A 22,218-nucleotide genomic window follows, 5' to 3' on the forward strand; every position below is an offset into this window, starting at 1 on the left:
CAGCGAGCCGGACAGTTTCCATGGAAAACTTCGCCTCGCTCCTTCACGGCTTCCAGATCGCGCTGACGACCCACCACGTCGCGCTGATGATGGCCGGCGTGCTGCTCGGCATCCTGGTCGGCGTGCTGCCGGGGCTGGGAGCGCCCAACGGCGTCTCGTTGATGCTGCCGCTGACCTTCTCGATGGACCCGGTCTCGGCGATCATCCTGTTGACCTCGCTCTACTGGGGCGCGCTCTTCGGTGGTTCGACCACCTCGATCCTGTTCAACATCCCGGGCGAGCCGTCCTCGGTCGCGACGACCTTCGACGGCCATCCGATGGCCAAGCAGGGCAGGGCGACGGAGGCGCTCTCTTTCGCTTTCCTGTCGGCCGGCATCGGCGCCATGGCCGGCGTCATCCTGATCACGCTGCTCTCGGGCTGGGTCGCGCGCTTTGCACTGAAGTTCTCCTCGCCGGAGTATTTCGCGGTCTATTTCATGACTTTCGCCAGCTTCGTCGGCCTTGGCGGCGCCTCGCCGTTCAAGACGATCGTCTCGATGGCGATGGGCTTCGCCTTCGCCTCGATCGGCATGGATTCGGTCTCGGGCAATGTCCGCCTGACCTACGAGTTCGACGTGCTGCTCGCCGGCGTCAGCTTCCTGATCGCAGTGATCGGCCTGTTCGGCATCGGCGAGCTGCTGCAGACGATGGAGGAGGGCCTGCGCTTCGAGGGGGTAAAGGCCAAGGTCAGCCCGCGCGACGTGCTCGCCACGGCGCTGAAGCTGCCGCGCTATTGGCTGGCGCTGCTGCGCTCCAGCATTATCGGCATCTGGATGGGCATTACGCCGGGCGGCCCGACTGCGGCGTCCTTCATGAGCTACGCCATGGCCAAGCGCTCCTCGCGCAATCCGGAGAAGTTCGGCAAGGGCGAGCCCGAAGGCGTGATTTCGCCCGAGACGGCCGACCACGCTGCCGGCTCCTCGGCCATGCTGCCGATGCTGGCGCTCGGCATTCCCGGTTCCGCGACCGCCGCCGTGATGATGGGCGGCCTGATGATCTGGGGCCTCAACCCCGGCCCGATGCTCTTCGTCGAGCGGCCCGATTTCGTCTGGGGCCTGATCGCCTCGATGTATCTCGGCAACGTCGTCGCCGTCATCGTCGTGCTGGCGACGGTGCCGCTCTTCGCCTCGATCTTGCGCATCCCGTTTTCGATCATCGGCCCGGTGATCGTCGTGGTCTGCTTCATCGGCGCCTATACCGTCGGCAACAAGCAGTTCGACATCTGGCTGGCGCTGGCCTTCGGCATCGTCGGCTATCTCTTCAAGAAGCTCGACTATCCGATCGCACCTTTGGTGCTCGCCATGGTCATCGGCGACAAGGCGGAGGACGCTTTCCGCCAGTCGATGATCTTCAGCCAGGGCTCGCTTTCAATTTTCTGGTCGAACCCGCTGGTGGCGAGCTTGATGGCGATCGGCCTTGCGCTCCTGCTCTTCCCGCTGATCGGCTCGACGCGGCGCGGGATCCGCAAATTGGTGACGGCCCGCGCAGCCAAGGCCTGATCCAGACGCACTGCCGGAGGCTGGATGCTGACGCTATGGTGACCCATCCAGAACTGAGCCGAAGGCGGAGCGCCGATGACGGATGCAAGGCTGCGCGCCATCCAGGCAGATATCACGACGCTTGCCGTCGACGCCATCGTCAATGCGGCGAACAACTCGCTGCTGGGCGGGGGCGGCGTCGACGGTGCGATCCATCGCGCGGCGGGGCCGGAGCTGCTGCAGGAGTGCCGCAAGCTCGGCGGCTGCCAGACAGGCGACGCCAAGCTAACCCAGGGCTATCGCCTGCCGGCGCGTTTCGTCATCCACACGGTCGGGCCGGTCTGGCAAGGCGGCGGCCAGAGCGAGGCGGAACTACTGGCGTCCTGCTATCGCCGCTCCCTCGCGGTGGCGGCCGGTGCAGGCGCGCGAGCCATCGCCTTCCCGAGCATCAGCACCGGCGTCTACGGTTATCCGATCGCGCCCGCGGCGAAGATCGCCGTGACGACGGTCGCCGCCGCCCTGAAGGCCAATACGGCCTTCAACGAGGTCACCTTCTGCTGCTTCTCGCCCGAGGACCTCGCCATCTACCAGCGCGAGCTCGCCGAAACCGGTGACGGGCAGGCGCAATGAATTTCACCCGCTCCATCAACGAACAGCCGAGGCCTTGCCATGAGCGAACCCTATAAGGGCATCATCCCGATCGCGCCGACGATCTTCCACGAGAACGGCGACCTCGACCATGACGGCAATCGCCGGGTCATGGACTTGATGGTCGACCAGGGCGTCGACGGCATCTGCATCCTCGCCAATTTCTCCGAGCAGTTCCTCTTGACCGACGCCGAGCGCGACGAGGTCATGCGGCTCTCGATCGAGCAGGTCGGCGGCCGGGTGCCGGTCTGCGTCACCACCTCGCATTTCTCGACCCGCATCGCAGCCCAGCGCGCCAAGGCCGCGGCCGATGCCGGTGCCAAGATGCTGATGATGATGCCGCCCTATCACGGCGCGCTGCTCAAGGCCGACGAGCAGGGCATGATCGAGCATTTCAAGATCGTCGCCGACGCCTGCGGCTTGCCCATCATCCTGCAGGATGCGCCGCTCTCGGGCGTGACCATGACCGTGCCCTTCATGGTCAGGCTCAACAAGGAGGTGCCGCTCGTCCGCTACTTCAAGATCGAGGTGCCCGGCACGGCGGGCAAGCTGCGCTCTCTGATCGAGGCGGGTGGCGACGCCATCGTCGGCCCGTTCGATGGTGAAGAAGCGATCACGCTGATGGCCGATCTCGACGCCGGCGCGACCGGCACGATGACCTCGGCGATGATTCCCGACCTGATCAAGCCGATCCTCGCCGCCCATGCGGCCGGCGACCGCAGAGAGGCAGCGGCGCTCTATGCCCGCGTGCTGCCGATCATCAACTACGAGAACCGGCAATGCGGCCTGCGCTCGGCCAAGGCAGTGATGAAGGCAGGCGGAGTGATCAAGTCGGACGCCGTCCGCCATCCGCTGACGCCGCTGCATCCCAAGACGCGCGAAGGCCTGCTCGAGCTCGCACGCGAACTCGATCCGCTGGCGCTGCGCTGGGACAAATGACCCAGCGGTTTCGCGCTGCCCGTCGCTAAGGCGGGCAGCGTCGGATCAATAGGCGCCGATGCCGCCGGATGGCGGCGGCATGTTGCCGCGTCGATCTTTGGTGATGAACTCCGGCGTCACCAGAAGCATCCGGGACAGCCAGGAAGAGTAGGCGGACAGCAACTCGATGACGGCACGCATAAGACGCCTCCACGATTGCGGAGACGATCCTAGCATGAAAACCTGCCGTTTGCCGGCGAATTCTTTGGGTCAGGCCTTCGTCCAGACCGCCAGCTCGTAGCCGTCCGGGTCGGCGAAATGGAAGCGCCGGCCGCCGGGGAAATCGAAGGCCGGTTTGACGATCCGGCCGCCGGCCGCCTCGATGCTCTCCTGTACGGCCGCGAGATCATCAGCATAGAGGATCACCAGCGGGCCGCCGGGCCTCATCGTGCCGATCGTGGTGAAGCCGCCCTCCAGCCTGCCGTCGGCGAAGGCGCAGTACTCCGGGCCGTAATCCGTCATCGTCCAGCCGAAGGCCTTCTCATAGAAGCTGCGGGCACGCAGGATGTCGGCGACGACGAACTCGACATAATCGATGCGGCGATCATTGCTCGCTGCGGGCATAGCTTTGCTCCTTGTGATCGGTCTGCTCGGTTCTTTATGGCGCAGGGGCGTGGTCAGCCTGTGACCGCAGTGGAGGGGGGCATGCAATCCTGTGATGCGCAACGTAACGAAATCGCGTTGGCATGCTCAGGCTGCACGCCCTATCGTGCAGACACACGTTTCCTGCTCCGGAGCCCGTCATGACCGCCACCACCAAGCGCGGCTACGCGCCGGAGATCATCGTCGCCGCCGGCTGCCTGATCGCGCTGATCAGCTTCGGTCCGCGTGCTAGTGCCGGCCTGTTCCAGATCCCGATGACATCCGAGTTCGGCTGGGGCCGCGACACGTTCAGCCTGGCGCTCGCGATCCAGAACCTGCTCTGGGGTCTTGGTGCACCTTTCGCCGGCGCGATCGCTGACCGCTTCGGCATGGTGCGGGTGCTCTGCGCCGGCGCGCTGCTCTATGCTGCTGGTCTGGTGACGATGGCCTATGCCGGAACGCCGCTGCAGTTGCATCTCGGCGCCGGCGTGCTGATCGGCTTCGGCCTCTCAGCCTGCTCGTTCAACCTGATCCTCGCCGCCTTCGGCAAACTCCTGCCCGAGCAATGGCGCCCGCTCGCCTTCGGCGCCGGCACTGCGGCCGGCTCCTTCGGCCAGTTCCTGTTCCCGCCGATCGGCAACATCCTGATCGAGACATTGGGCTGGCAGCAGGCGCTGATCGTCTTCGCCTTCACCTTGCTGCCGGTGCTGCCGCTTTCGGTGATGCTGGCGATGCGGGGCACTAAGCAGTCCGCTACGGCGCCTGGCGCTGTCGCTGCCCCCAATCAGAGCATTGCGCAGGCACTGGCCGAGGCCTTCAAGCATCGGTCATATGTCCTGCTCGTGCTGGGGTTCTTCACTTGCGGCTTCCAGCTCGCCTTCATCACCGTGCACATGCCGGCCTATCTCAAGGACACTGGAATGCCGGCCTGGGTCGGTGGCTGGACGCTGGCGGCGATCGGTCTCGCCAACGCGGTCGGCTCGCTCGGCTCCGGCTGGCTGACGGCGCGCATGCCCAAGCGCCATCTGCTCGCTTGGATCTATCTCGGCCGAGCCGTCGCCATCGCTGCCTTCATCCTGCTGCCACCGAGCCCGATGACCGCGATCGCCTTCGGCATCGTCATCGGCGTGTTCTGGCTCTCGACCGTGCCGCCGACCTCGGCGCTGGTCATGCTGATGTTCGGCACCAAATACATGGCGATGCTCTACGGCTTCGCCTTCTTCTCGCACCAGGTCGGCGGCTTCCTCGGCGTGCTGCTCGGCGGCATCCTCTACGAGCAGTTCGGCTCCTACAACATCGTCTGGTGGCTCTCGGTTGCGCTCGGCGTCGCCTCGGCGCTGATCAACCTGCCGATCGTCGAGAAGCCGGTGGCGCGCGCCGTGCCGCAGCCGGCCTGACCAAACCCGCACCAGCTTGCCGCTTGCGGGCGGCGGCCGGGCGGGTCACTCCTAGGGGAGGTTCGATCGCTTCCCGGGAGTGAGTTCATGTCGACCTTCAAGGCCCTGATCGCCAGCAAGGGCGAAGCTAGCACCAATGTCGCCTTCGGCGAGTTCGCCGAAGCGGACCTGATGGAAGGCGACGTCACCGTCCGCGTCACCCATTCGACGCTGAACTACAAGGACGGCCTCGCCATCACCGGCCGCGCCCCGGTGGTGCGGCGCTGGCCGATGATTCCCGGCATCGACTTCGCCGGCCGGGTCGAGACGTCCGATCATCCCGAGTTCAAGCCCGGCGACCTCGTCATCCTCAATGGCTGGGGGACGGGCGAGACGCATCTCGGCGCCTATGCCCAGAAGAGCCGGGTCAAGGGCGACTGGCTGGTGCCGCTGCCGGAAGGCATGACGCCGGCCGAAGCGATGGCGATCGGCACCGCCGGCTACACCGCCATGCTCAGCCTGCTCGCGCTGGAGCGCCATGGCGTGAAGCCCGCTGATGGGCCGGTCGTCGTCACTGGCGCGGCCGGCGGCGTCGGCTCGGTCGCGACCGCGCTGCTCGCCAAGGCCGGCTGGCATGTGATCGCCTCGACCGGTCGGCCGGAGGAGGCGGATTACCTGAAGGGCCTCGGTGCTGCCGAGATCATCGATCGGAACGAACTCTCCGGCCCTGGCCGCCCGCTCGGCAAAGAGCGCTGGATCGCCGGCGTCGATGCCGTCGGCTCGCACACGCTCGCCAACGTGCTCTCGATGACGAAGTACGGCGGTGCCGTCGCCGCCTGTGGGCTGGCGCAGGGCATGGACCTGCCGGCCTCGGTCGCGCCCTTCATCCTGCGCGGCGTCGCGCTGCTCGGCATCGATTCGGTGATGTGCCCGAAGCAGCGCCGGCTTGAAGCGTGGGCCCGTCTCGCGCGCGATCTCGACCGCGACAAGCTCGCAGTGATCACCACGACGATCCCGCTGGAGGATGTCGTCGAGACTGGTCGCGCTCTGCTCGACGGCAAGGTGCGCGGCCGGGTCGTCGTCGAGATCGGCTGAGAGACCGGGTCGTCATTCTCGGGCGGAGCGCAGCGGAGACCCGAGAATCTCCTGCAAGAGATGCTCGGCTCAAGGCCGAGCATGACGCATGTTTCTACCCCGCCCCTTCGAGCTGCGCCTTGCGCTTCGCCAGTTCGCCGCCGACGAAATCCATGAAGGCGCGCACCCGCGGCGCGTGCCTGATATCGGGATGGGTCAGGATCCACAGGCCGGTGGAGAAATCCGGGTCTGGCGGCAGCAGGCGGACGAGTCCCGGCCGCTGGTCGGCGATGAAGCAGGGCAGGGGCCCGATGCCGATGCCCTGCTCGACGGCTTCCGTCAGCCCGAGCACGGCCGAGGAGCGCAGCGCGATCCGCTCGGCCGGGACATGGTCGCGGACATAGCGGGCGGCCTTGACGTAGCCGAGCGGGTCGCCGAGCGCGACCCAGTCGCGCCGGAACAGCAGCTTCGGCTCGTGTGCCTCGGCCTCCGTGGTCGGCGCATCAGAACGGGCATAGACCGCCCAGTTCAGATTGGCGAGTCGGCGGCCGACCAGCGTCTCCCCCGGTGAATCGCTGGCGCGGATGGCGACGTCGGCATCGCGGCGCGACAGGTTGAGCGTCTGGCTGGCCATGACGACGTCGAGCCGGATCAGCGGATGCGCTGCCCGGAACGCCGCGAAGATCGGCAGCAGCACATGCAGATAGAGCGTATCGGTAGTGGTGACCCGCAAATCGCCGGAAGGGGCGAGGTCGCGCCCCGCGAGTCTTCGCCCGAAAGCGGTGACGTCGTCATCGATGCGCGAGGCCAGCGTCGTCATCTCCTCGCCGGCCGAGGTTGCGACATAGCCGGTCTTGCGCCGTTCGAAGAGGGCGTGGCCGAGCTGCTCCTCGATCTGCCCGAGGCGGCGGAATACGGTGGAATGGTTGACGTTGAGCGCGGCGGCCGCGCCGGTCAGCCCGCCGGCATCGGCGATCGCCTTGATCAGGCGGAAATCATCCCAGGCGAGCTTCGACGTCGACAACGGCCACTCTCCGGCAAACCCGCGCGCAGCATTGCCGGATCTTGCGGAATTGCAAGCGGGTATAGGCGATGCGGCCGGGTATCAGCGCGGGGCGGCGGCGCGGCGCAGCCGGTCGTTGATCGCTTCGCCGAGGCCGTGCATCGGGATCGGCGCGACCGCGATTGTCGCTGGGCTCTGATCGTCGAGCCAACGCATCGCCGCGAAGAGATTGGCGGCGGCCTCGGTCAGGTCGCCGGTCGGGCTCAGGTTGAAGGCGAGCGCGGGTAGGGCGGCTCCATTCGCTTCCGGCCCGAAGCCGAGCCAGGCCTCGCCGGGGCGCGGCGCCTCTGCGTCGAGCCTGACGGCGGCTCTCGGCGCGTAGTGCGAGGCGAGCAGCCCGGGGGCGATCGGCGCCGTGCCACCTTCTTCGACGATGACGAGCGCTTGCCCGATCGCGGCTTCTAGGGCCGCGCGTGGCACGCCGCCGGGCCGCAGCAGGCGCGGGGTGCCGCCGAGGCAGGCGACGATGCTGGATTCGACCCCGACCGCCGTCGGCCCGGCATCGAGCACGGCGTCGATGCGGCCGTCGAGATCGGCGAGGACGTGGTCGGCCTGCGTCGGGCTGACTCGCCCCGAACGATTGGCCGAGGGCGCGGCGATCGGCCGGCCCGCCGCTTGCAGCACGGCGCGTGCCACCGGATGCGACGGCACCCGCAGCGCGACGCTGTCGAGCCCGGCGCGGGCAAGGCTGCAGACTGTGCACGAGCTCGAAGCCGGCACGACCAGCGTCAGCGGCCCCGGCCAGAACGCCTTCGCCAGCGCCAGCGCCGGCGCGTCGAACAGGCCCTGGCGCCTGGCAGCATCGACATCCGGCAGATGCGAGATCAGCGGATTGAAGCTCGGGCGTTCCTTGGCGGCATAGATCGACGCGACGGCGCGATCGTCGCTGGCGTCGGCGGCGAGGCCGTAGACCGTCTCGGTCGGCAGCGCGACCAGCTTGCCGGCGTGCAGCAGCTCCGCCGCGGCGGCGATGCCGGCCTCGTCGGCGGAAAGACGCTGGGTCTGGCGAGATGCTGTCACGGCCGCTCTTGAAAGTTCATATGTAAACTATAACAATGCCGGGATGGCATGTGCGAGACCGCGCCATCTGGCGCGTGGGCAAGCGCATAGTTCGCGGCTAGCATCGCCGTCAACGCAATGAGACGAATGCCCAGCCATGCTGCGCGGGCGCCGAGGGAGGTAAGCGATGTCGTACCGTGCTCCGGTCGAGGATATCCTGGCGACGATGCGCCATGTCGCCGGGCTCGACGCCCTGATCAGCGAGGGGCTGGCACCGGAACTCGCGGATGGCGTCACCGAGGCGGTGCTCGAGGAAGCCGCGAAGTTCGCCGGCGATGTCCTCGCACCCCTGAATGTCGTCGGCGACCGCATCGGCTCCAAGCTCAAGGACGGCACGGTCGTCACCCCGCCGGGCTGGAAGGAAGCCTATCACGCCTGGGCGCAGGGTGGCTGGAACGCGCTGCCAGGGCCGGAGGCCTATGGCGGCCAGGCCTTGCCGACTTTGGTGCAGTCGGCCTGCACCGAGATGTGGAATTCGGCCGCCTTCGCCTTCGCACTCGGCCCGCTGCTGACGGTCGGCGCGATCGAGGCGCTGCACGCCCATGGCTCCGACTATCTGAAGGAGACCTATCTCGCCAAGCTCGTCTCCGGCGAGTGGATGGGCACGATGAACCTGACCGAGCCGCAGGCCGGCTCGGACCTCAACGCGCTGCGCTCCAAGGCCGAGCGCGCCGGCGACGGCACCTACCGCATCAGCGGCCAGAAGATCTTCATCACCTATGGCGATCACGAGATGACGGAGAACATCGTCCACCTCGTCCTCGCCCGCCTGCCCGACGCACCTCCCGGCACGCGCGGCATCTCGCTCTTCCTCGTGCCGAAATTCCTGGTCAACGCCGACGGCTCGCTTGGTCAGCGCAACGATGTCCGCTGCACCGGCGTCGAGCACAAGCTCGGCATCCATGCCTCACCGACCTGCGCGATGAGCTATGGCGACGAAGGCGGTGCGATCGGCTGGCTGATCGGCGAGGAAAATCGCGGCCTCGCCTGCATGTTCACGATGATGAACAATGCCCGCCTCAATGTCGCGGTGCAGGGCGTCGCCATCGCCGAGCGCGCCTATCAGCAGGCGCTTGCCTTCGCGCAGGAGCGCAAGCAGGGCACGGCGCTCGATGCGCCCAAGGGCGCCCCGATGAGCCCGATCATCGTCCATCCCGATATCCGCCGCATGCTGATGGAAATGCGCGCCAAGACGCAGGCCGCGCGCACGCTCTCGCTGCTCCTGGCAGCCTTGCTCGACCGCTCGCATCGCGAGCCCGACGAAGCGAAGCGCAAGGCCGCGGCCGAGCGGGCGGCGATCATCACACCCGTCGCCAAGGCCTACGCCACCGATATCGGTGTCGAGGTCGCTTCCACCGGCGTCCAGGTCCATGGCGGCATGGGCTATGTCGAGGAGACCGGCGCTGCCCAGCATCTGCGCGATGCCCGCATCGCCACGATCTACGAAGGCACCAACGGCATCCAGGCGATCGACCTCGTGCTGCGCAAGCTGCCGCTCTCGAATGGCGATGCCGTCAAGGCGCTGATCGGCGAGATGCGCGGCGTCGTCGCGCAGGTGCGCGAGGCCAATACGCCGGGCTTCGGTCACAGCGCGGCGCGGCTTGGGGCCGCCGTCGACTCGCTCGAGCGCGCCACCGAATGGATGCTGGCGACGATGGGCATCGACCAGGCGAGCGCGCTCGCGGGAGCGACGCCCTATCTCAAGCTGTTCGCGCTCGCCCAGGGCGGCACGGGCCTGGCGAAGAAGGCGCTGGCGCTGCAAGGCGAGGATCAGGGCGCCGCGGCGCTCGCTACCGCCCGCTTCTATGCCGAGCATCATGTCGGCGAGGCGACGGCGCTTGAGCTCGCGGTGACCGAGGGCGCCGGCGCCGTCGAAGATTCGGCTGCGGTCTTCGCGGCGTGAATGTGCTCGCCGCACCAGTCACGTCAGGCTGGCTTGCGCACGCGCATGTGCAGGAACAGCGGCGCGATGTAGGTGTCGGCGAGATAGGGCACGGCCTTGGCCATCTCTTCATCGACGCCCGGCTCGTGCATATGCTCGAGCTGGAAGCCGGTCGCGATCAGGAGGTTGATCCAGTCGCTGAGCGTGCGATGGAAGCGCGGCACCCGGAACGGTTCGACCTTGGCCTTCTCCTCGGCCGGCGCGGCGCCGAAGCGCCAGCTCTCGATCTCGCCGTCGCTGACGCGGAAATACTCGCGCACCTCGATGCCGAGCACGTTTCCGGCCTCGTCCCGCATCACCTTGCGGCCGGGCGTCGCGAAGCAGGGGTGCAGGATCGAGAACTGCAGGAAGCCGCTGGGCTTCAGCACGCGCTTGGCCTCGGCGAGCACGCGATCCTGATGCGGCATGTCCATCAGCGACATGAAGGCGGTGGCGAAATCGAAGGAGGCATCGGCGAAGGGCAGGGCCATGCCGTCGGCGACGCGATAGGTGATCCCGAGCGGGCTGGCAGCCTCAGCCTCCTGCGCGTGTCGGATGAAGGTCGGGGCGATGTCGATCGCGGTGATGCGCCCGCCGGCCTCGGCGAGCTTGCGCGTGTTCGAGCCCTCGCCACAGCCGATGTCGAGGCCGGTGAGACCGGCGATGGTAGGCAGGTTCGCCAGGAAAGCCGGGGTGTTTTGGGCGTCCCGGTAGAGATCGTAGCCGGCGCGCGCATGCCGGGTCCAGGTTTCGGCATTGGCCTCCCAGCAGGCCGCGACCTCGCTCGCTTCCATGATCGTCCTCGCCGTTCGGGGGAGGGGGCTTCTAGCTCAGCTCGCGCTCGCATGGAACTGCGCCGTCATTCCGGGGCGCCGCGAAGCGGCGAGCCTGGAACCCAGAACCGATGTGGCATCAGGCTCTATCGATCGGCAACCGCGCCTTCATGCCAACTGACATCGGTTCTGGGTTCCGGGCTCAGGCCTGCGGCCTGCCCCGGAAAGACGGGGTGGCTCCGATGAACGCAGCTTCGCTCACCAGCAAGGTCTGCCTCGTCGCTGGCGCCTCGCGCGGGCTCGGGCGCGGCATCGCCCGGGCACTCGGGCAGGCGGGGGCTACCGTGATCGTCACCGGCCGGTCCAGCGAGGCCGGCCCGCGCACCGATCAGCGCTCGGAGACCTTCGAGGACACGGCCCGCGAGGTCGAGGCTGCCGGCGGGCGCGGCGAGCCCTATCGCTGCGATCACACCAATGAGCGCGAGGTCGACCAGCTCGTCGCCTGGTCGCTTCGCCGCTTCGGCCGGCTCGATTGCGTCGTCGACGCGGTCTGGGGCGGCAATGAGGGCTATGACGGCGAGCGCTATCCGGATGGCTCGGCTTTCGGCGCGCCGTTCTGGCGCCGCCCGGTGGCGAGGCTCGGTGAGAGCTTCGAGAGTGGCGTCTACGCTCAGCTGCTGCTGGGGCGCGCCGTCGCGCCCGCCATGGTCCAGATGCGCCAGGGTCTGATCGTAACGGTCAGCTTCGACACCGCTGGCGGCTATCTCGGCGATGTCTTCTACGACCTGTCCAAGGCGGTGATGAACCGGCTGACGCTGGCAATGGCGCAGGAGCTGAAGCCTTTCGGCGTCACCGCGCTCGGCCTGTCGCCCGGCCACGTCCTGACCGAGCGCGTGCGCGACGCCGGCATGGCTGCCGAGACCACCGAGACGCCGCTCTATGCCGGGCGCGCGGTTGCTGCATTGGCGGCCGATCCGGATGTCGGCCGCCACGCCGGGCAGGTGATGCATGTCGCCGATCTGGCGCGCAGCTATGGCTTCACCGATGCGGACGGCAGCCAGCCGGACCGGTTCAACTTGCAGACTTAACGAGGGAGGACACCATGTCGCTCAAGGGCAAGACGCTCTTCATCACCGGCGGATCGCGCGGCATCGGGCTCGCCATCGCCATCAAGGCTGCGCGCGACGGTGCCAATGTCACCATCGCCGCCAAGACGGCAGAGCCGCATCCCAAGCTCGAGGGCACGATTTACACCGCTGCCGCCGAGATCGAGGCGGCCGGCGGCAAGTGCCTGCCGCTGATGGTCGACGTCCGCGACGAGCAGAGCGTCGCCGAGGCGATCGCGAAGACGGCCGGGACTTTCGGCGGCATCGACATCGTCGTGAACAATGCCAGCGCGATCTCGCTGACCAACACCCAGATGACCGACATGAAGCGCTACGATCTGATGCACCAGATCAACACGCGCGGCACCTTCATGGTCTCGAAATACGCCATTCCGCATCTGGAGAAGGCGGAGAACCCGCACATCTTGATGCTGTCGCCGCCGCTCGACATGAAGATGCGCTGGTTCGCCCCGCACCTCGCCTACACCATGGCGAAATACGGCATGAGCATGTGCGTGCTCGGCCTTGCCGGCGAGCTTGCGCCGAAGGGCATCGCCGTCAACGCGCTCTGGCCGCGCACCACGGTTGCGACGGCGGCGGTCAAGAACCTGCTCGGCGGCGACAAGATGGTGCAGGCTAGCCGCACGCCCGAGATGCTGGCCGACGCCGCCTACATGGTCTTCAACAAGCCCTCGCGCAGCTTCTCGGGCAATTTCCTGATCGACGACAACTTCATGGCCGGCGAGGGCGTCACCGACTTTACGCCCTATCGCGTCGATCCGTCGGTGCCGCTGATGCCTGATTTCTTCGTGCCCGAGGAGATCAAGCCGCCTGAGGGCGTGAAGGGCGGCGTCTGAACCCTGGCAGGCTCAGAACTCCTCCCATTCGCGCTCGCGCGCTCCGCCGCCCGCGACCTTGCGGGCGGGCATCGGGGCGGCGTGGGATGTCGGCGCATGCGTCTTCCGCGCCGGGGCACGCGGTGCCGAACGGGTTTCCGACATGGCTGCTGCGGCGAGATTGCGCAGGCGCTCTGGCTCGCTGACTGATCGCGCGCCGCCAGCGATGCGGAACGCTGCGACGAGCTGATCCAGGCTGTGGATCTGGTCGGCCAGCGAGGCTGCCGAAGCGGCGCTCTCCTCCGCCAGTGCCGCGTTCGCCTGGGTCATCTCGTCCATATGGGCGACGGTCTGGCTCATCTCGTCGATACCGTTGGCCTGCTCGCCCGCCGCTGCCGAGATCTCGACGACGGTCGCAGCCACCTGACGGGAGGCCGAGACGATTTGGTCGAGAACGGCGCCGGCCGAGCGGACCAGCTTGACGCCCTCTTCGATCTCGCTGGTCGAGGACTGGATCAGGGTGGTGATGTCCTTCGAGGCCTCGCCCGAGCGCTGGGCCAGTGTCCGCACTTCCGAGGCGACCACGGCGAAGCCCTTGCCGGCATCGCCGGCGCGGGCGGCTTCCACCGCGGCGTTCAGCGCCAGCAGGTTGGTCTGGAAGGCGATGCCGTCGATCACCGAGGTGATGTCGGTGATCTTGCGCGAGGCCGCCTCGATCCGCTCCATCGCCGCGACCGCGTCCTGCACGATGGCGCCGCCCTGCTGCGCCACGTTCGTGGCCTCGTCGGAGGCCGATGCCGCCGCCTTCGAAGAACCCGCACTCGCCTTGACCGAGGCCGCGAGCTCCTCGGTCGTGGCCGCGGTCTCCTCCAGCGAGGCGGCCTGCTCCTCGGTCCGCTTGGCGAGATCGTCGGCGCCGGCCTTGATCTCGCGGGCCGAGGCGGAGACCTGGGAGGTCGTCGCCTGAATGCCGCCGATCGTCTCCGAGAGGCGCTCGACCGTCTCGTTGACCGAGTGCTTCAGCTCGGCGAAGCGGCCCTGATAGCTGGTCGCGATCCGGCGGGTCAGGTCGCCCTGCGAGACCGATGCTAGGATGTCTGCGAACTCGGTCGTCGCGCCATCGACCACGGCGTTGATCTGGTTGATGCCGTCGACCAGCTGCTGCATCTGCGCGTCGGCGCTCTCCAGGCGCAGGCGTGCACTGAAGTCGCCAGCAGCCGCGGCCGCTACGACAGTGCCGACATCGCTGACCACGGCGATCATCGATTCCGTCCGCGCGGCCCGCTCGGCGGCAGCGGCGCGCTCCTGCGCTTCCAGCGCCTGCACGCGCAGCCCATTCTCCTTGAACACCCGGACGGCGGCCGCCATGCCGCCGATCTCGTCGTTCCGGCCGCTGTCCATGACCTCTGCAGTGAAGTCGCCCTGCGCCAGCTGCTTCATCGAGGCGGTCAGCGTGGTGATCGGACGCGTCACGCGGCGCTGCACCAGCCAGAGCCCGACGAGCGCGAGCGCCAGCGCGGCCACGAGGACGAGGCCATACAGGACGAGCGAGCGCATCGCGGCGTCAGCCTTCGCGTCGGCGACATCCGACACGACATCGATGGCGCGGCTTGCCACGGCGCCGACGGTCTCGGACGCCGCGACGATCTGGTCGCGCCACTGGTCAGGGTTGATCGAGGGCTTGCGTCCGCCGGTCGCATTGGCGACCAGATCGGCGCGCGTCGCCTTGAAGGTACCGCCGAAATAGGTGCTCTCGGCGGTGGTGAGCGCCTCCTTCAGCGCTTGCGGGGTGTTGGCCTGGCCGATGAGCTGCTTCACCACGCCCCAGGCGAAGTCCATGCGCGCATCGTTGACGAGGACCGCATTGCTCTCCTTGGCGTCCAGCGGCCGGTCCTGGGCGACGGCGTTGTTGAGAACGATCGTCGATGAGCCGCTGAGCGAGCGCGCTGCCCAGGCCATCGAGCGGATGGAGGTGAGGTTGGCGAAGTTGGCGTCGAGGACGAGGATGCGTTCTTCGAGTGTCGCCGACGCATTTTCCAGCGCGGTCAGGAACTTGCCGGTCTGGGCCATGCTGGCTCCGACCAGTTCTCTCTCGCGCGAGTCCACCGGGAGTTTCCAGTTGGCGTCGATCTTCGCCCGCAAGGGCTTGAGGGCCGCGACATGGCCGTCGATCTCGTTCGAGACGGTCGTTGCGGTGCCGTAGCCGTTCTTCTGGACGATCGCCTGCGCCGTGGCGATCGCATCGTCCAGCCGCTTGCGCCGCGTCAGCACGTCTTCGATCATCCCGCCGTTCTTGTCGGTGGGCATCGCCAGCGCGCTCGCGCCGTTGCCGCGTTCGTAACGGAGATTCTGCAGCGCCGCGAAATAGGCCTTGTTCAGATCGGCGAGAACAGACACCTCGACAGCCGTGTTGTAGCGCGTCCAGGCCTGCCAGAGCGATTGCGTCGAGAGCGTTACGATCGCCGCGCTGGCCAGACCGAGGACGGTCAGGAGCATGGTCTTGATGCTGAGGTTTTTCGCGGCGTTGAGCATGGCAAACCCGGAGGAGCAATTGATCCGTTAAGTGTCTCATCCGGCGATTTATTTTATGCTAACCACGCGCTTCGCCCCGGGGAGCGCCTGCCGGCGGCGAGCCAATATTGCGCCGGAGGCCACCATCGCCGTGGTCGCGTCATCGGTTTGACACTGCCGAACGTTTGGAGTTGGTGCAGTGCAAATCCGCGCCTCGTGGCGCCCGCCTTCGGATGACCAGCCATGCTCCTGATCCACGGCATCTGCCAGACGCACGGCGACAAGCTCGCGCATCGAACCCTGGCCGTCGAGGAGGAGATCCCGCCAGGCTCGATCTGGATCGACCTGTTCAACCCGACGGCACCGGAAGATTCCAAAGTCGAGCAGCATCTCGGCATCTCCATCCCGACGCGGGAGGAGATGCATGATCTCGAGCCGTCCGAGACGATCTATGCCGAGGATGGCGCGCATTACATGACGCTGCGCGTCATCTGCCAGTCCGAGACCAATGTTCCGCGCCTCGCCGACGTCACCTTCATCCTGACCGAGAAGGCGCTGGTCACGGTGCGCTATGACGAGCCGGGCGCTTTCAACATCTTCCTTAACCGCGTCACCAAGCCCGGTGGTTGCGAACTCGAGCCCGCCGGCGTGATCGAGGGGCTGATCGAGGCGATCGTCGATCGTGCCGCCGAGGTGCTGCGTGGCGTCGGCGACCGCATCGACCTGCGCTCGCGGCAGATCTTCGATGGCAACAGCGCCAGCGTCGAGCAGGGGCGCGTCTATCAGGCGGTCGTCCGCAAGATCGGCCAATACGAGCACATCATCTCGAATGTGCGCGAGAGCATGGTCTCGGTCGAGCGGGTGCTGCTTTACCTCTCGGCCAATTTCAAGCGCACCAAGAAGGCGGCGAGCGGCTTCACTCCGGAATGGCGCGCCGCGATCCGCGACGTCCAGGCGATCGAGGAACACGCCACCTTCCTGTCGAACAAGCTCCAGTTCATGCTGAACGCGACGCTCGGCCTGGTCAGCATCGAGCAGAACAAGATCATCAAGCTGTTCTCGGTCGTCGCGGTGGTGTTCATGCCGCCGACGCTGGTCGCCTCGATCTACGGCATGAATTTCGAGAAGATGCCCGAGTTGAAATGGGAGCTCGGCTATCCGATGTCGCTCGCCATCATGGTGGTCGCGGCGATCCTGCCGTACCTCTTCTTCCGCTGGAAAAAGTGGCTTTGACCGTGCCGAGGCGGCCTGCCTTCCGCTAGCCTGACCGGATGACGCTGCCGCAGATTCTCTCCTGTTCCCTGGTCGCCGCGATGATGGCGGCCTTTGTCTGGGGCAAGCTGCGCTATGACGTGATTGCGCTCCTGGCCCTGCTTGCGGGCGTCGCGCTCGGCGTCGTGCCGACGAAGGAGGCCTTCAAGGGCTTCTCCGACGATATCGTCATCATCGTCGCCAGCGCGCTGATCGTCAGCGCCGCGGTCGCGCGCTCGGGACTGGTCGAGACCGCGCTCGCCCGCATCTCCCCGGCGCTGCGCTCGACGCAGGCGCAGGTCGCCGTCCTCGTCTTCGTCGTTGCCGGCATGTCGGCGATCATCAAGAACATCGGCGCGCTCGCGATGATGTTGCCGATAGCCTATCAGCTCGCCCGCAAGGACGGGAAATCGCCTTCGGTCTTCCTGATGCCGATGGCCTTCGCCTCGCTGCTCGGCGGCATCGTCACCCTGGTCGGTACCTCGCCCAACGTCATCGTCGCGCGCGTCAGGCAGGAGCTCGGTGGCGAGCCCTTCGCCATGTTCGACTTCACCCCGGTCGGCATCGGTATCGCGCTCGCCGGCTGTGCCTTCCTCAGCGTCGCCTACCGGCTGCTGCCAAAGGATCGGCAAGGCTCGCGCTCGCTCGACCAGGCACTCGACATCAAGGACTACGTCACCGAGGCGCGCATCCCCGAGAAGGGGCCGCTCACGGGCAGGACCGTGGCCGATCTCAGGAAGCCCGGCGATGGCGAGGTCGAGGTGGTCGCGATCCTGCGCGATGGCGAACGCCGCCGCGCACCATTGCCCGATGCCAGCCTGCGCGCTGGTGATATCCTGCTCCTGCGCGGCGAACCGAAAGCGCTCGAACGCGTCGTCGCCGAGGGCGGGCTCGAACTCGTTGGCCAGCACCGATCGACACAACGCGAGGGCTCGCTCGATCCGGCCCGCACCGGCGAGGCGATCGTCACGCAGGGCTCGCTGCTTGAAGGTCTCAGCGCTGCCGAGATCGACCTGCATGCGCGCTTCCACATCAACCTGCTCGGCATCAGCCGCGCCGGCGAGCGCTTCACCGAGCGGCTGCGCGACATCCACCTGCGCGCCGGCGACGTCGTCCTGCTGCAGGGCGACGAGGACCTGCTGCCAGAGCGCCTGCGCGAGCTCGGCCTGCTGCCGCTGGCGGCGCGCAGCCTCGCTTTGGGCAGCACGCGCCGCCGCTTCGTCACCGGCTCGATCGTCGCCGCGACTGTCATTGTCGTCGCGCTCGGCCTGCTGCCGGTGGCGATCGCCTTCTTCGCCGCCGCCGTGGCGCTGCTGGCGACGCGGGCGCTGACCCTGCGCGATGCCTATGAGTCGGTCGAGGCTCCGATCCTGGTGATGCTGGCGGCGCTGATCCCGGTCAGCGACAGCCTGCGCGTCACCGGCGCGACCGATGTCTTCGCCGGGCTCCTGGCGCAGGTCGGCGCCGGCCTGCCGGGCTGGGGCGCGGTCGGGCTGATGCTTGTAGCCGCCATGGCGGTGACGCCTTTCCTCAACAATGCCGCGACCGTGCTGGTGATGGCGCCGATCGGCGCCGGCTTCGCCAAGACGCTCGGCTACAATCCCGACGCCTTCCTCATGGCTGTGGCGATCGGCGCGGCCTGCGACTTCCTCACCCCGATCGGCCACCAGTGCAACACGCTGGTGATGGGCCCGGGCGGCTATCGCTTCGGCGACTATGCCCGGCTCGGGGCACCATTGTCGCTGCTGGTCATCCTGCTCGCCGTGCCGTTGATCCTCTTCGTCTGGCCGCTGCGCTGAGCTCAAGGCGCCTGCGGATGTCCAACCGGAGAAAATAATTCTCCACGAAGCGTTTCCGTGGAGAAGATTACCGCTGTCGGAATGGCGCAAAATGGACGCGCTTGGCTTCCCGCAAGTTGCCGCGACGCCTATATAAGCGGCAGATATGTTCAGCCGCACTGCGGCGATTGACGAGTTCCTGCCATGACCACTGTGACGTCCCGAGCCGGCGCGGCGACCGCCGGCGCAAAGCCATTTTACGCAAACTTCGGCTTCCAGGTTCTGGCGGCCATGGTGGTCGGGCTCGTGCTCGGCTGGATCGCGCGCAATATCGGCCCGGATGCGGCTGGCCAGCCGAACGGGCTGACGACGACGCTGGCGACGACCGGCTCGATCTTCGTGCAGCTATTGCAGGCCCTGGTGCCACCGCTGATCTTCACCGCGATCGTCGCCTCGATCAGCAATCTCAGGCAGCTTTCCAATGCGGCGGCGCTGGTCTGGCAGACGCTGCTCTGGTTCGCTCTCACCGCCTTCATCGCGGTGCTGATCGGCATCGCGCTCGGCCTGATCATCCAGCCCGGCATCAATTCCGGCGCGATCGCCGCCAGCGCCAAGGCGCCCGGCACGGTCGGCTCCTGGCTCGACTTCCTCAAGGGCTTGGTCCCCGCCAACGTCTTCGGCCTGCAGGCCACGACGAGGGTCGATGGCGGTGCGGCGACGACCCGGCTCGGCTTCAACGTGCTGCAGCTGCTGGTGATCTCGATCGTCGTCGGCGTCGCCGCGCTGAAGGTCGGCGAGCGCGCCAACAGCTTCCTCGCCTTCAACGAGTCGCTGCTGGCGATCACGCGCAAGATCCTGTGGTGGGTGATCCGGCTGACGCCGATCGGCACCATCGGCCTGCTCGGCAATGCCGTCGCGCAATATGGCTGGCAGACCCTGCAGCAGCTCTCCTGGTACGCCTTTGCGATCTATCTCGGCCTCGCCATCGTGCTGCTGATCGTCTACCCGGCCCTGCTCATCCTGCACGGGCTCTCGCCGCTGCGCTTCTTCGCCGGAGCCTGGCCGGCAATCCAGCTCGCCTTCGTCTCGCGCTCCTCGGTCGGCACCTTGCCGGTGACCGAGGCCGTGACCGAGAAGAGCCTCGGCGTGCCTCGCGAATATGCCGCCTTCGCCGTGCCGCTCGGCGCCACCACCAAGATGGATGGCTGCGCTGCGATCTACCCGGCGATCTCGGCGATCTTCGTCGCGCAGTTCTATGGCGTCCCGCTCGGCATCCAGGAATATGTGCTGATCGCCTTCGTCTCGGTGATCGGCTCGGCCGCGACCGCCGGGCTCACCGGTGCGACCGTGATGCTGACGCTGACCCTGTCGACGCTCGGCCTGCCGCTCGCCGGCGTGGGGCTGCTGCTCGCCATCGACCCGATCCTCGATATGGGCCGCACCGCGGTGAACGTCGCCGGCCAGGCGCTGGTGCCGACGATCGTCGCCAAGCGCCAGGGCATGCTCGACCAGGCGCAGTATGACCGCGCCGGTGACATCGAGGCGATCGACGCCGGCGCTCAGACGGCCTGACGTCGCCGGCTACAGGCTGGTTGCAGGGAGCCGCTCCAGCCTGTCGTCGATTGCGACGGTCCCGCTTGCGATGACCCGCGCCGTGATGCCGCCATGGCCGCGCACGGCGTTGTAACCACCCTGGCCGAGAACCTCCTCCATCCGTGAGCAGGGATGGCATTCGCCGGTCCATTCCAGCACGGCCTCGCCAAGCGAGAAGCGGTGGTTCTTCAGGGCGAGCAGATTGATGCCTGCCACCACGATGTTGCGCCGGAGCAGACCCGGCTCGACAGTGGCAATGCCGAGATGGCTGGCGATGGCGGCAAGATGCTCCTGCTGGATCAGCGTTACATGGCGCGTTCCGCCGGTGCGGCTGCTGTAGTGATCGCCGACCAGGCCTTGCCGCTCGTCGAGCGTCGCCAACTCGACGGCTGTCACGACGGCGCGTCGTGCCGGTCTGAGGCCGATCCAAACGATGCGGCCCGGCCGCATGGGAGCTTCGGTCAGGCGTGCGAGCGGCGAGGCGGGGTTGAGCATGGGTCAGGCTTCCGGCCCAAAACGCGACAGCAGAGCCTCTCCACGTGGAGAGAGCCGGTAGCCGACATCAAGGCTTTCGGTCAGCCCCAGCGCCTTGAGCTTGCGGACATCCTGCTTGAACGGCAGCATCTCGCGCCCGAGCAACTCAGCGAGTTCGGCAGCGCGTTGCCCGGGGTGCGCCGCGATCAGCTCGAGCGTGGTGCGTGTCCAGGGCCGGCGCGCGTCGAGCCGGTCAAGGCGCCCGACCAGCTCCCGAGCTTCGGCGTCTGTCAGTTCGTCGGATTCGCGCAAGGCCGCGCGCGGATCGGGGCCGATCAAGCGAATGCGGATGCGGTAGAGCTCGCCTTCGCGTCCGGCCAAAGCAGCGAGTGCATCTTCCCGCGACCTGAAACCCGCTGCTTTCGCGGTGTCAGTGTCGATTTCGGCCTCGGATATGGGCTCGACCGCCTCGATGGCGAGCTGGCCGATCGCCGTCAGCAGCGTGCCGCCGCTTTTGACGCTCGGCCGGCGCCAGCGCCGCAGGACGCTGGTAATGCTGCCCTCGGCGATGCCCTGGAGCGTGCGCCGGTCGAGCAGCATGGCTGTTAGGCCATCACCTTGGCGAGTACGTCCTTCAGCCCGCCATCGCGTTCGAGCCAGCTGGGCACCGGCAGATTCTTCGAGCGTAGGAACTCCGGATTGAACAGCTTCGACTGATAGCGCGTGCCGTAGTCGCAGAGGATGGTCACGATCGTGTGGCCGGGGCCCATCTCCTTCGCCAGCCGGATCGCGCCGGCGACATTGATGCCGGAGGAGCCGCCGAGACACAGGCCCTCTTCCTCCAGCAGCTGGAAGCAGAGCGGGATCGCTTCCTCGTCCGGAATCTGGAAGGCGACGTCGATCGGGGCGCCCTCGATATTCCTGGTGATCCGGCCCTGGCCGATGCCCTCGGTGATCGAGGAGCCTTCGGCCTTGAGTTCGCCGGTGGTGTAGTAGGCGTAGAGCGCTGCGCCCATCGGATCGGCGAGGGCGATGCGGATCTTCGGATTGAAGCCCTTCAGTGCGATGGCGACGCCGGCGAGCGTGCCGCCGGTGCCGACGGCGCTGACGAAGCCGTCGACCTTGCCGTCGGTCTGCTGCCAGATCTCCGGACCGGTGGTCTCGATGTGGCCCTGGCGGTTGGCGACATTGTCGAACTGGTTGGCCCAGATCGCGCCGTTGGGCTCGGTTCTGGCCAGTTCCTCGGCGAGGCGGCCGGAGACCTTCACATAGTTGTTCGGGTTGACGTAGCCGACGGCCGGCACCTCGACCAGGGTCGCGCCGGCGAGCCGCAGCATGTCCTTCTTTTCCTGGCTCTGCGTCTCCGGGATGACGATCACCGAGCGGTAGCCGAGCGCATTGCCGACGAGCGCGAGGCCGATGCCGGTATTGCCGGCCGTACCCTCGACGATGACGCCGCCGGGCCGGAGCGCGCCGCTCTGTTCGGCATCGCGAATGATGGCGAGCGCGGCGCGGTCCTTGACCGACTGGCCGGGATTCATGAACTCGGCCTTGCCGAGGATCTCGCAACCGGTTTCCTGCGAAGCGCGCTTCAGTTTGATCAGGGGGGTGTTGCCGATCGCTTCGACGACGCCGTTGCGGATAGTCATATTAGGCAACTCCAGCCATTTCCCTGCTT

The 22,218-nt window shown here is 67.3% G+C and carries 20 protein-coding genes; 11 read left to right on the top strand and 9 right to left on the bottom strand.

The features are described 5' to 3' along the window. Positions 1–20 precede the first annotated feature (20 nt). From AC07O0_RS03695 to AC07O0_RS03705, 3 genes are all read left to right on the top strand, one after another. A complete protein-coding gene (locus AC07O0_RS03695) occupies positions 21–1,538 on the top strand; it encodes a tripartite tricarboxylate transporter permease (protein WP_494620132.1) in 1,518 nt (505 codons plus the stop codon). Positions 1,539–1,613: 75 nt separating this feature from the next. Further along, the gene (locus AC07O0_RS03700; protein WP_494620134.1) at positions 1,614–2,147 is read left to right on the top strand and encodes an O-acetyl-ADP-ribose deacetylase; all 534 of its coding nucleotides are present in this window, start codon (positions 1,614–1,616) and stop codon (positions 2,145–2,147) included. A gap of 39 nt (positions 2,148–2,186) precedes the next feature. Further along, a complete protein-coding gene (locus tag AC07O0_RS03705) occupies positions 2,187–3,104 on the top strand; it encodes a dihydrodipicolinate synthase family protein (protein ID WP_494620135.1) in 918 nt (305 codons plus the stop codon). 45 nt (positions 3,105–3,149) lie between these two features. On the opposite strand, the gene AC07O0_RS03710 is transcribed toward AC07O0_RS03705, so the two are convergent. Both AC07O0_RS03710 and AC07O0_RS03715 read right to left on the bottom strand, forming a co-directional pair. Then, the gene (locus AC07O0_RS03710) at positions 3,150–3,284 is read right to left on the bottom strand and encodes a hypothetical protein (RefSeq protein WP_436096089.1); all 135 of its coding nucleotides are present in this window, start codon (positions 3,282–3,284) and stop codon (positions 3,150–3,152) included. Positions 3,285–3,353: 69 nt separating this feature from the next. Next, a complete protein-coding gene (locus tag AC07O0_RS03715) occupies positions 3,354–3,707 on the bottom strand; it encodes a VOC family protein (protein WP_494620137.1) in 354 nt (117 codons plus the stop codon). A gap of 179 nt (positions 3,708–3,886) precedes the next feature. On the opposite strand from AC07O0_RS03715, the gene AC07O0_RS03720 reads away from it, so the two are divergent. Then, positions 3,887–5,122 (top strand): MFS transporter, encoded by a 1,236-nt coding sequence (locus AC07O0_RS03720; RefSeq protein WP_494620139.1) that lies wholly within the window; start codon positions 3,887–3,889, stop codon positions 5,120–5,122. 87 nt (positions 5,123–5,209) lie between these two features. Beyond that, entirely contained in the window at positions 5,210–6,196 is a 987-nt protein-coding gene (gene acuI, locus AC07O0_RS03725; RefSeq protein ID WP_494620141.1) for an acrylyl-CoA reductase (NADPH), read from the top strand. 94 nt (positions 6,197–6,290) lie between these two features. On the opposite strand, the gene AC07O0_RS03730 is transcribed toward acuI, so the two are convergent. Together AC07O0_RS03730 and AC07O0_RS03735 are read right to left on the bottom strand one after the other, a co-directional pair. After that, positions 6,291–7,199 carry a LysR family transcriptional regulator gene (locus tag AC07O0_RS03730; RefSeq protein WP_494620142.1) on the bottom strand — a complete coding sequence of 303 codons (909 nt, stop codon included), beginning with the start codon at positions 7,197–7,199 and terminating at the stop codon, positions 6,291–6,293. 81 nt (positions 7,200–7,280) lie between these two features. After that, positions 7,281–8,258 (bottom strand): L-threonylcarbamoyladenylate synthase, encoded by a 978-nt coding sequence (locus AC07O0_RS03735; RefSeq protein WP_494620143.1) that lies wholly within the window; start codon positions 8,256–8,258, stop codon positions 7,281–7,283. Between the two features lie 166 nt (positions 8,259–8,424). Here AC07O0_RS03735 and AC07O0_RS03740 point away from each other — a divergent pair, with 166 nt between their 5' ends. Then, positions 8,425–10,200, top strand: coding sequence for an acyl-CoA dehydrogenase family protein (locus AC07O0_RS03740; RefSeq protein ID WP_494620145.1), 1,776 nt, complete (start codon positions 8,425–8,427; stop codon positions 10,198–10,200). A gap of 23 nt (positions 10,201–10,223) precedes the next feature. Here the strand turns inward: AC07O0_RS03740 and AC07O0_RS03745 are convergent, their stop codons facing one another. Further along, positions 10,224–11,012 carry a class I SAM-dependent methyltransferase gene (locus AC07O0_RS03745; protein ID WP_494620146.1) on the bottom strand — a complete coding sequence of 263 codons (789 nt, stop codon included), beginning with the start codon at positions 11,010–11,012 and terminating at the stop codon, positions 10,224–10,226. 221 nt (positions 11,013–11,233) lie between these two features. Between AC07O0_RS03745 and AC07O0_RS03750 the strand changes: the two genes are divergently transcribed. Continuing rightward, the gene (locus tag AC07O0_RS03750) at positions 11,234–12,079 is read left to right on the top strand and encodes an SDR family NAD(P)-dependent oxidoreductase (protein ID WP_494620147.1); all 846 of its coding nucleotides are present in this window, start codon (positions 11,234–11,236) and stop codon (positions 12,077–12,079) included. A 14-nt stretch (positions 12,080–12,093) separates the two neighbouring features. After that, complete coding sequence (locus AC07O0_RS03755) at positions 12,094–12,954, top strand: SDR family oxidoreductase (RefSeq protein WP_494620149.1); 861 nt, start codon at positions 12,094–12,096, stop codon at positions 12,952–12,954. Between the two features lie 12 nt (positions 12,955–12,966). Here the strand turns inward: AC07O0_RS03755 and AC07O0_RS03760 are convergent, their stop codons facing one another. Continuing rightward, positions 12,967–15,429 (bottom strand): methyl-accepting chemotaxis protein, encoded by a 2,463-nt coding sequence (locus AC07O0_RS03760; protein WP_494620150.1) that lies wholly within the window; start codon positions 15,427–15,429, stop codon positions 12,967–12,969. A 258-nt stretch (positions 15,430–15,687) separates the two neighbouring features. On the opposite strand from AC07O0_RS03760, the gene AC07O0_RS03765 reads away from it, so the two are divergent. The 3 genes from AC07O0_RS03765 (at position 15,688) to AC07O0_RS03775 (ending at position 20,045) form a co-directional block, all read left to right on the top strand. Then, complete coding sequence (locus AC07O0_RS03765; RefSeq protein WP_494620151.1) at positions 15,688–16,677, top strand: magnesium transporter CorA family protein; 990 nt, start codon at positions 15,688–15,690, stop codon at positions 16,675–16,677. A gap of 38 nt (positions 16,678–16,715) precedes the next feature. Further along, positions 16,716–18,494 carry an SLC13 family permease gene (locus tag AC07O0_RS03770; protein WP_494620153.1) on the top strand — a complete coding sequence of 593 codons (1,779 nt, stop codon included), beginning with the start codon at positions 16,716–16,718 and terminating at the stop codon, positions 18,492–18,494. A gap of 183 nt (positions 18,495–18,677) precedes the next feature. Next, positions 18,678–20,045, top strand: coding sequence for a dicarboxylate/amino acid:cation symporter (locus tag AC07O0_RS03775; RefSeq protein WP_494620154.1), 1,368 nt, complete (start codon positions 18,678–18,680; stop codon positions 20,043–20,045). A gap of 9 nt (positions 20,046–20,054) precedes the next feature. On the opposite strand, the gene AC07O0_RS03780 is transcribed toward AC07O0_RS03775, so the two are convergent. Genes AC07O0_RS03780 through AC07O0_RS03790 form a run of 3 tightly spaced genes read right to left on the bottom strand, consistent with a single transcriptional unit; the run spans position 20,055 to position 22,189 of the window. Next, a complete protein-coding gene (locus AC07O0_RS03780) occupies positions 20,055–20,561 on the bottom strand; it encodes an MOSC domain-containing protein (RefSeq protein ID WP_494620156.1) in 507 nt (168 codons plus the stop codon). Between the two features lie 3 nt (positions 20,562–20,564). After that, positions 20,565–21,140, bottom strand: coding sequence for an ASCH domain-containing protein (locus AC07O0_RS03785; RefSeq protein WP_494620157.1), 576 nt, complete (start codon positions 21,138–21,140; stop codon positions 20,565–20,567). Positions 21,141–21,145: 5 nt separating this feature from the next. After that, positions 21,146–22,189 carry a cysteine synthase A gene (locus tag AC07O0_RS03790; RefSeq protein WP_494620159.1) on the bottom strand — a complete coding sequence of 348 codons (1,044 nt, stop codon included), beginning with the start codon at positions 22,187–22,189 and terminating at the stop codon, positions 21,146–21,148. Positions 22,190–22,218 lie beyond the last annotated feature (29 nt).

It is taken from the genome of Allobosea sp. GW821-FHT10B12 (assembly GCF_059415545.1).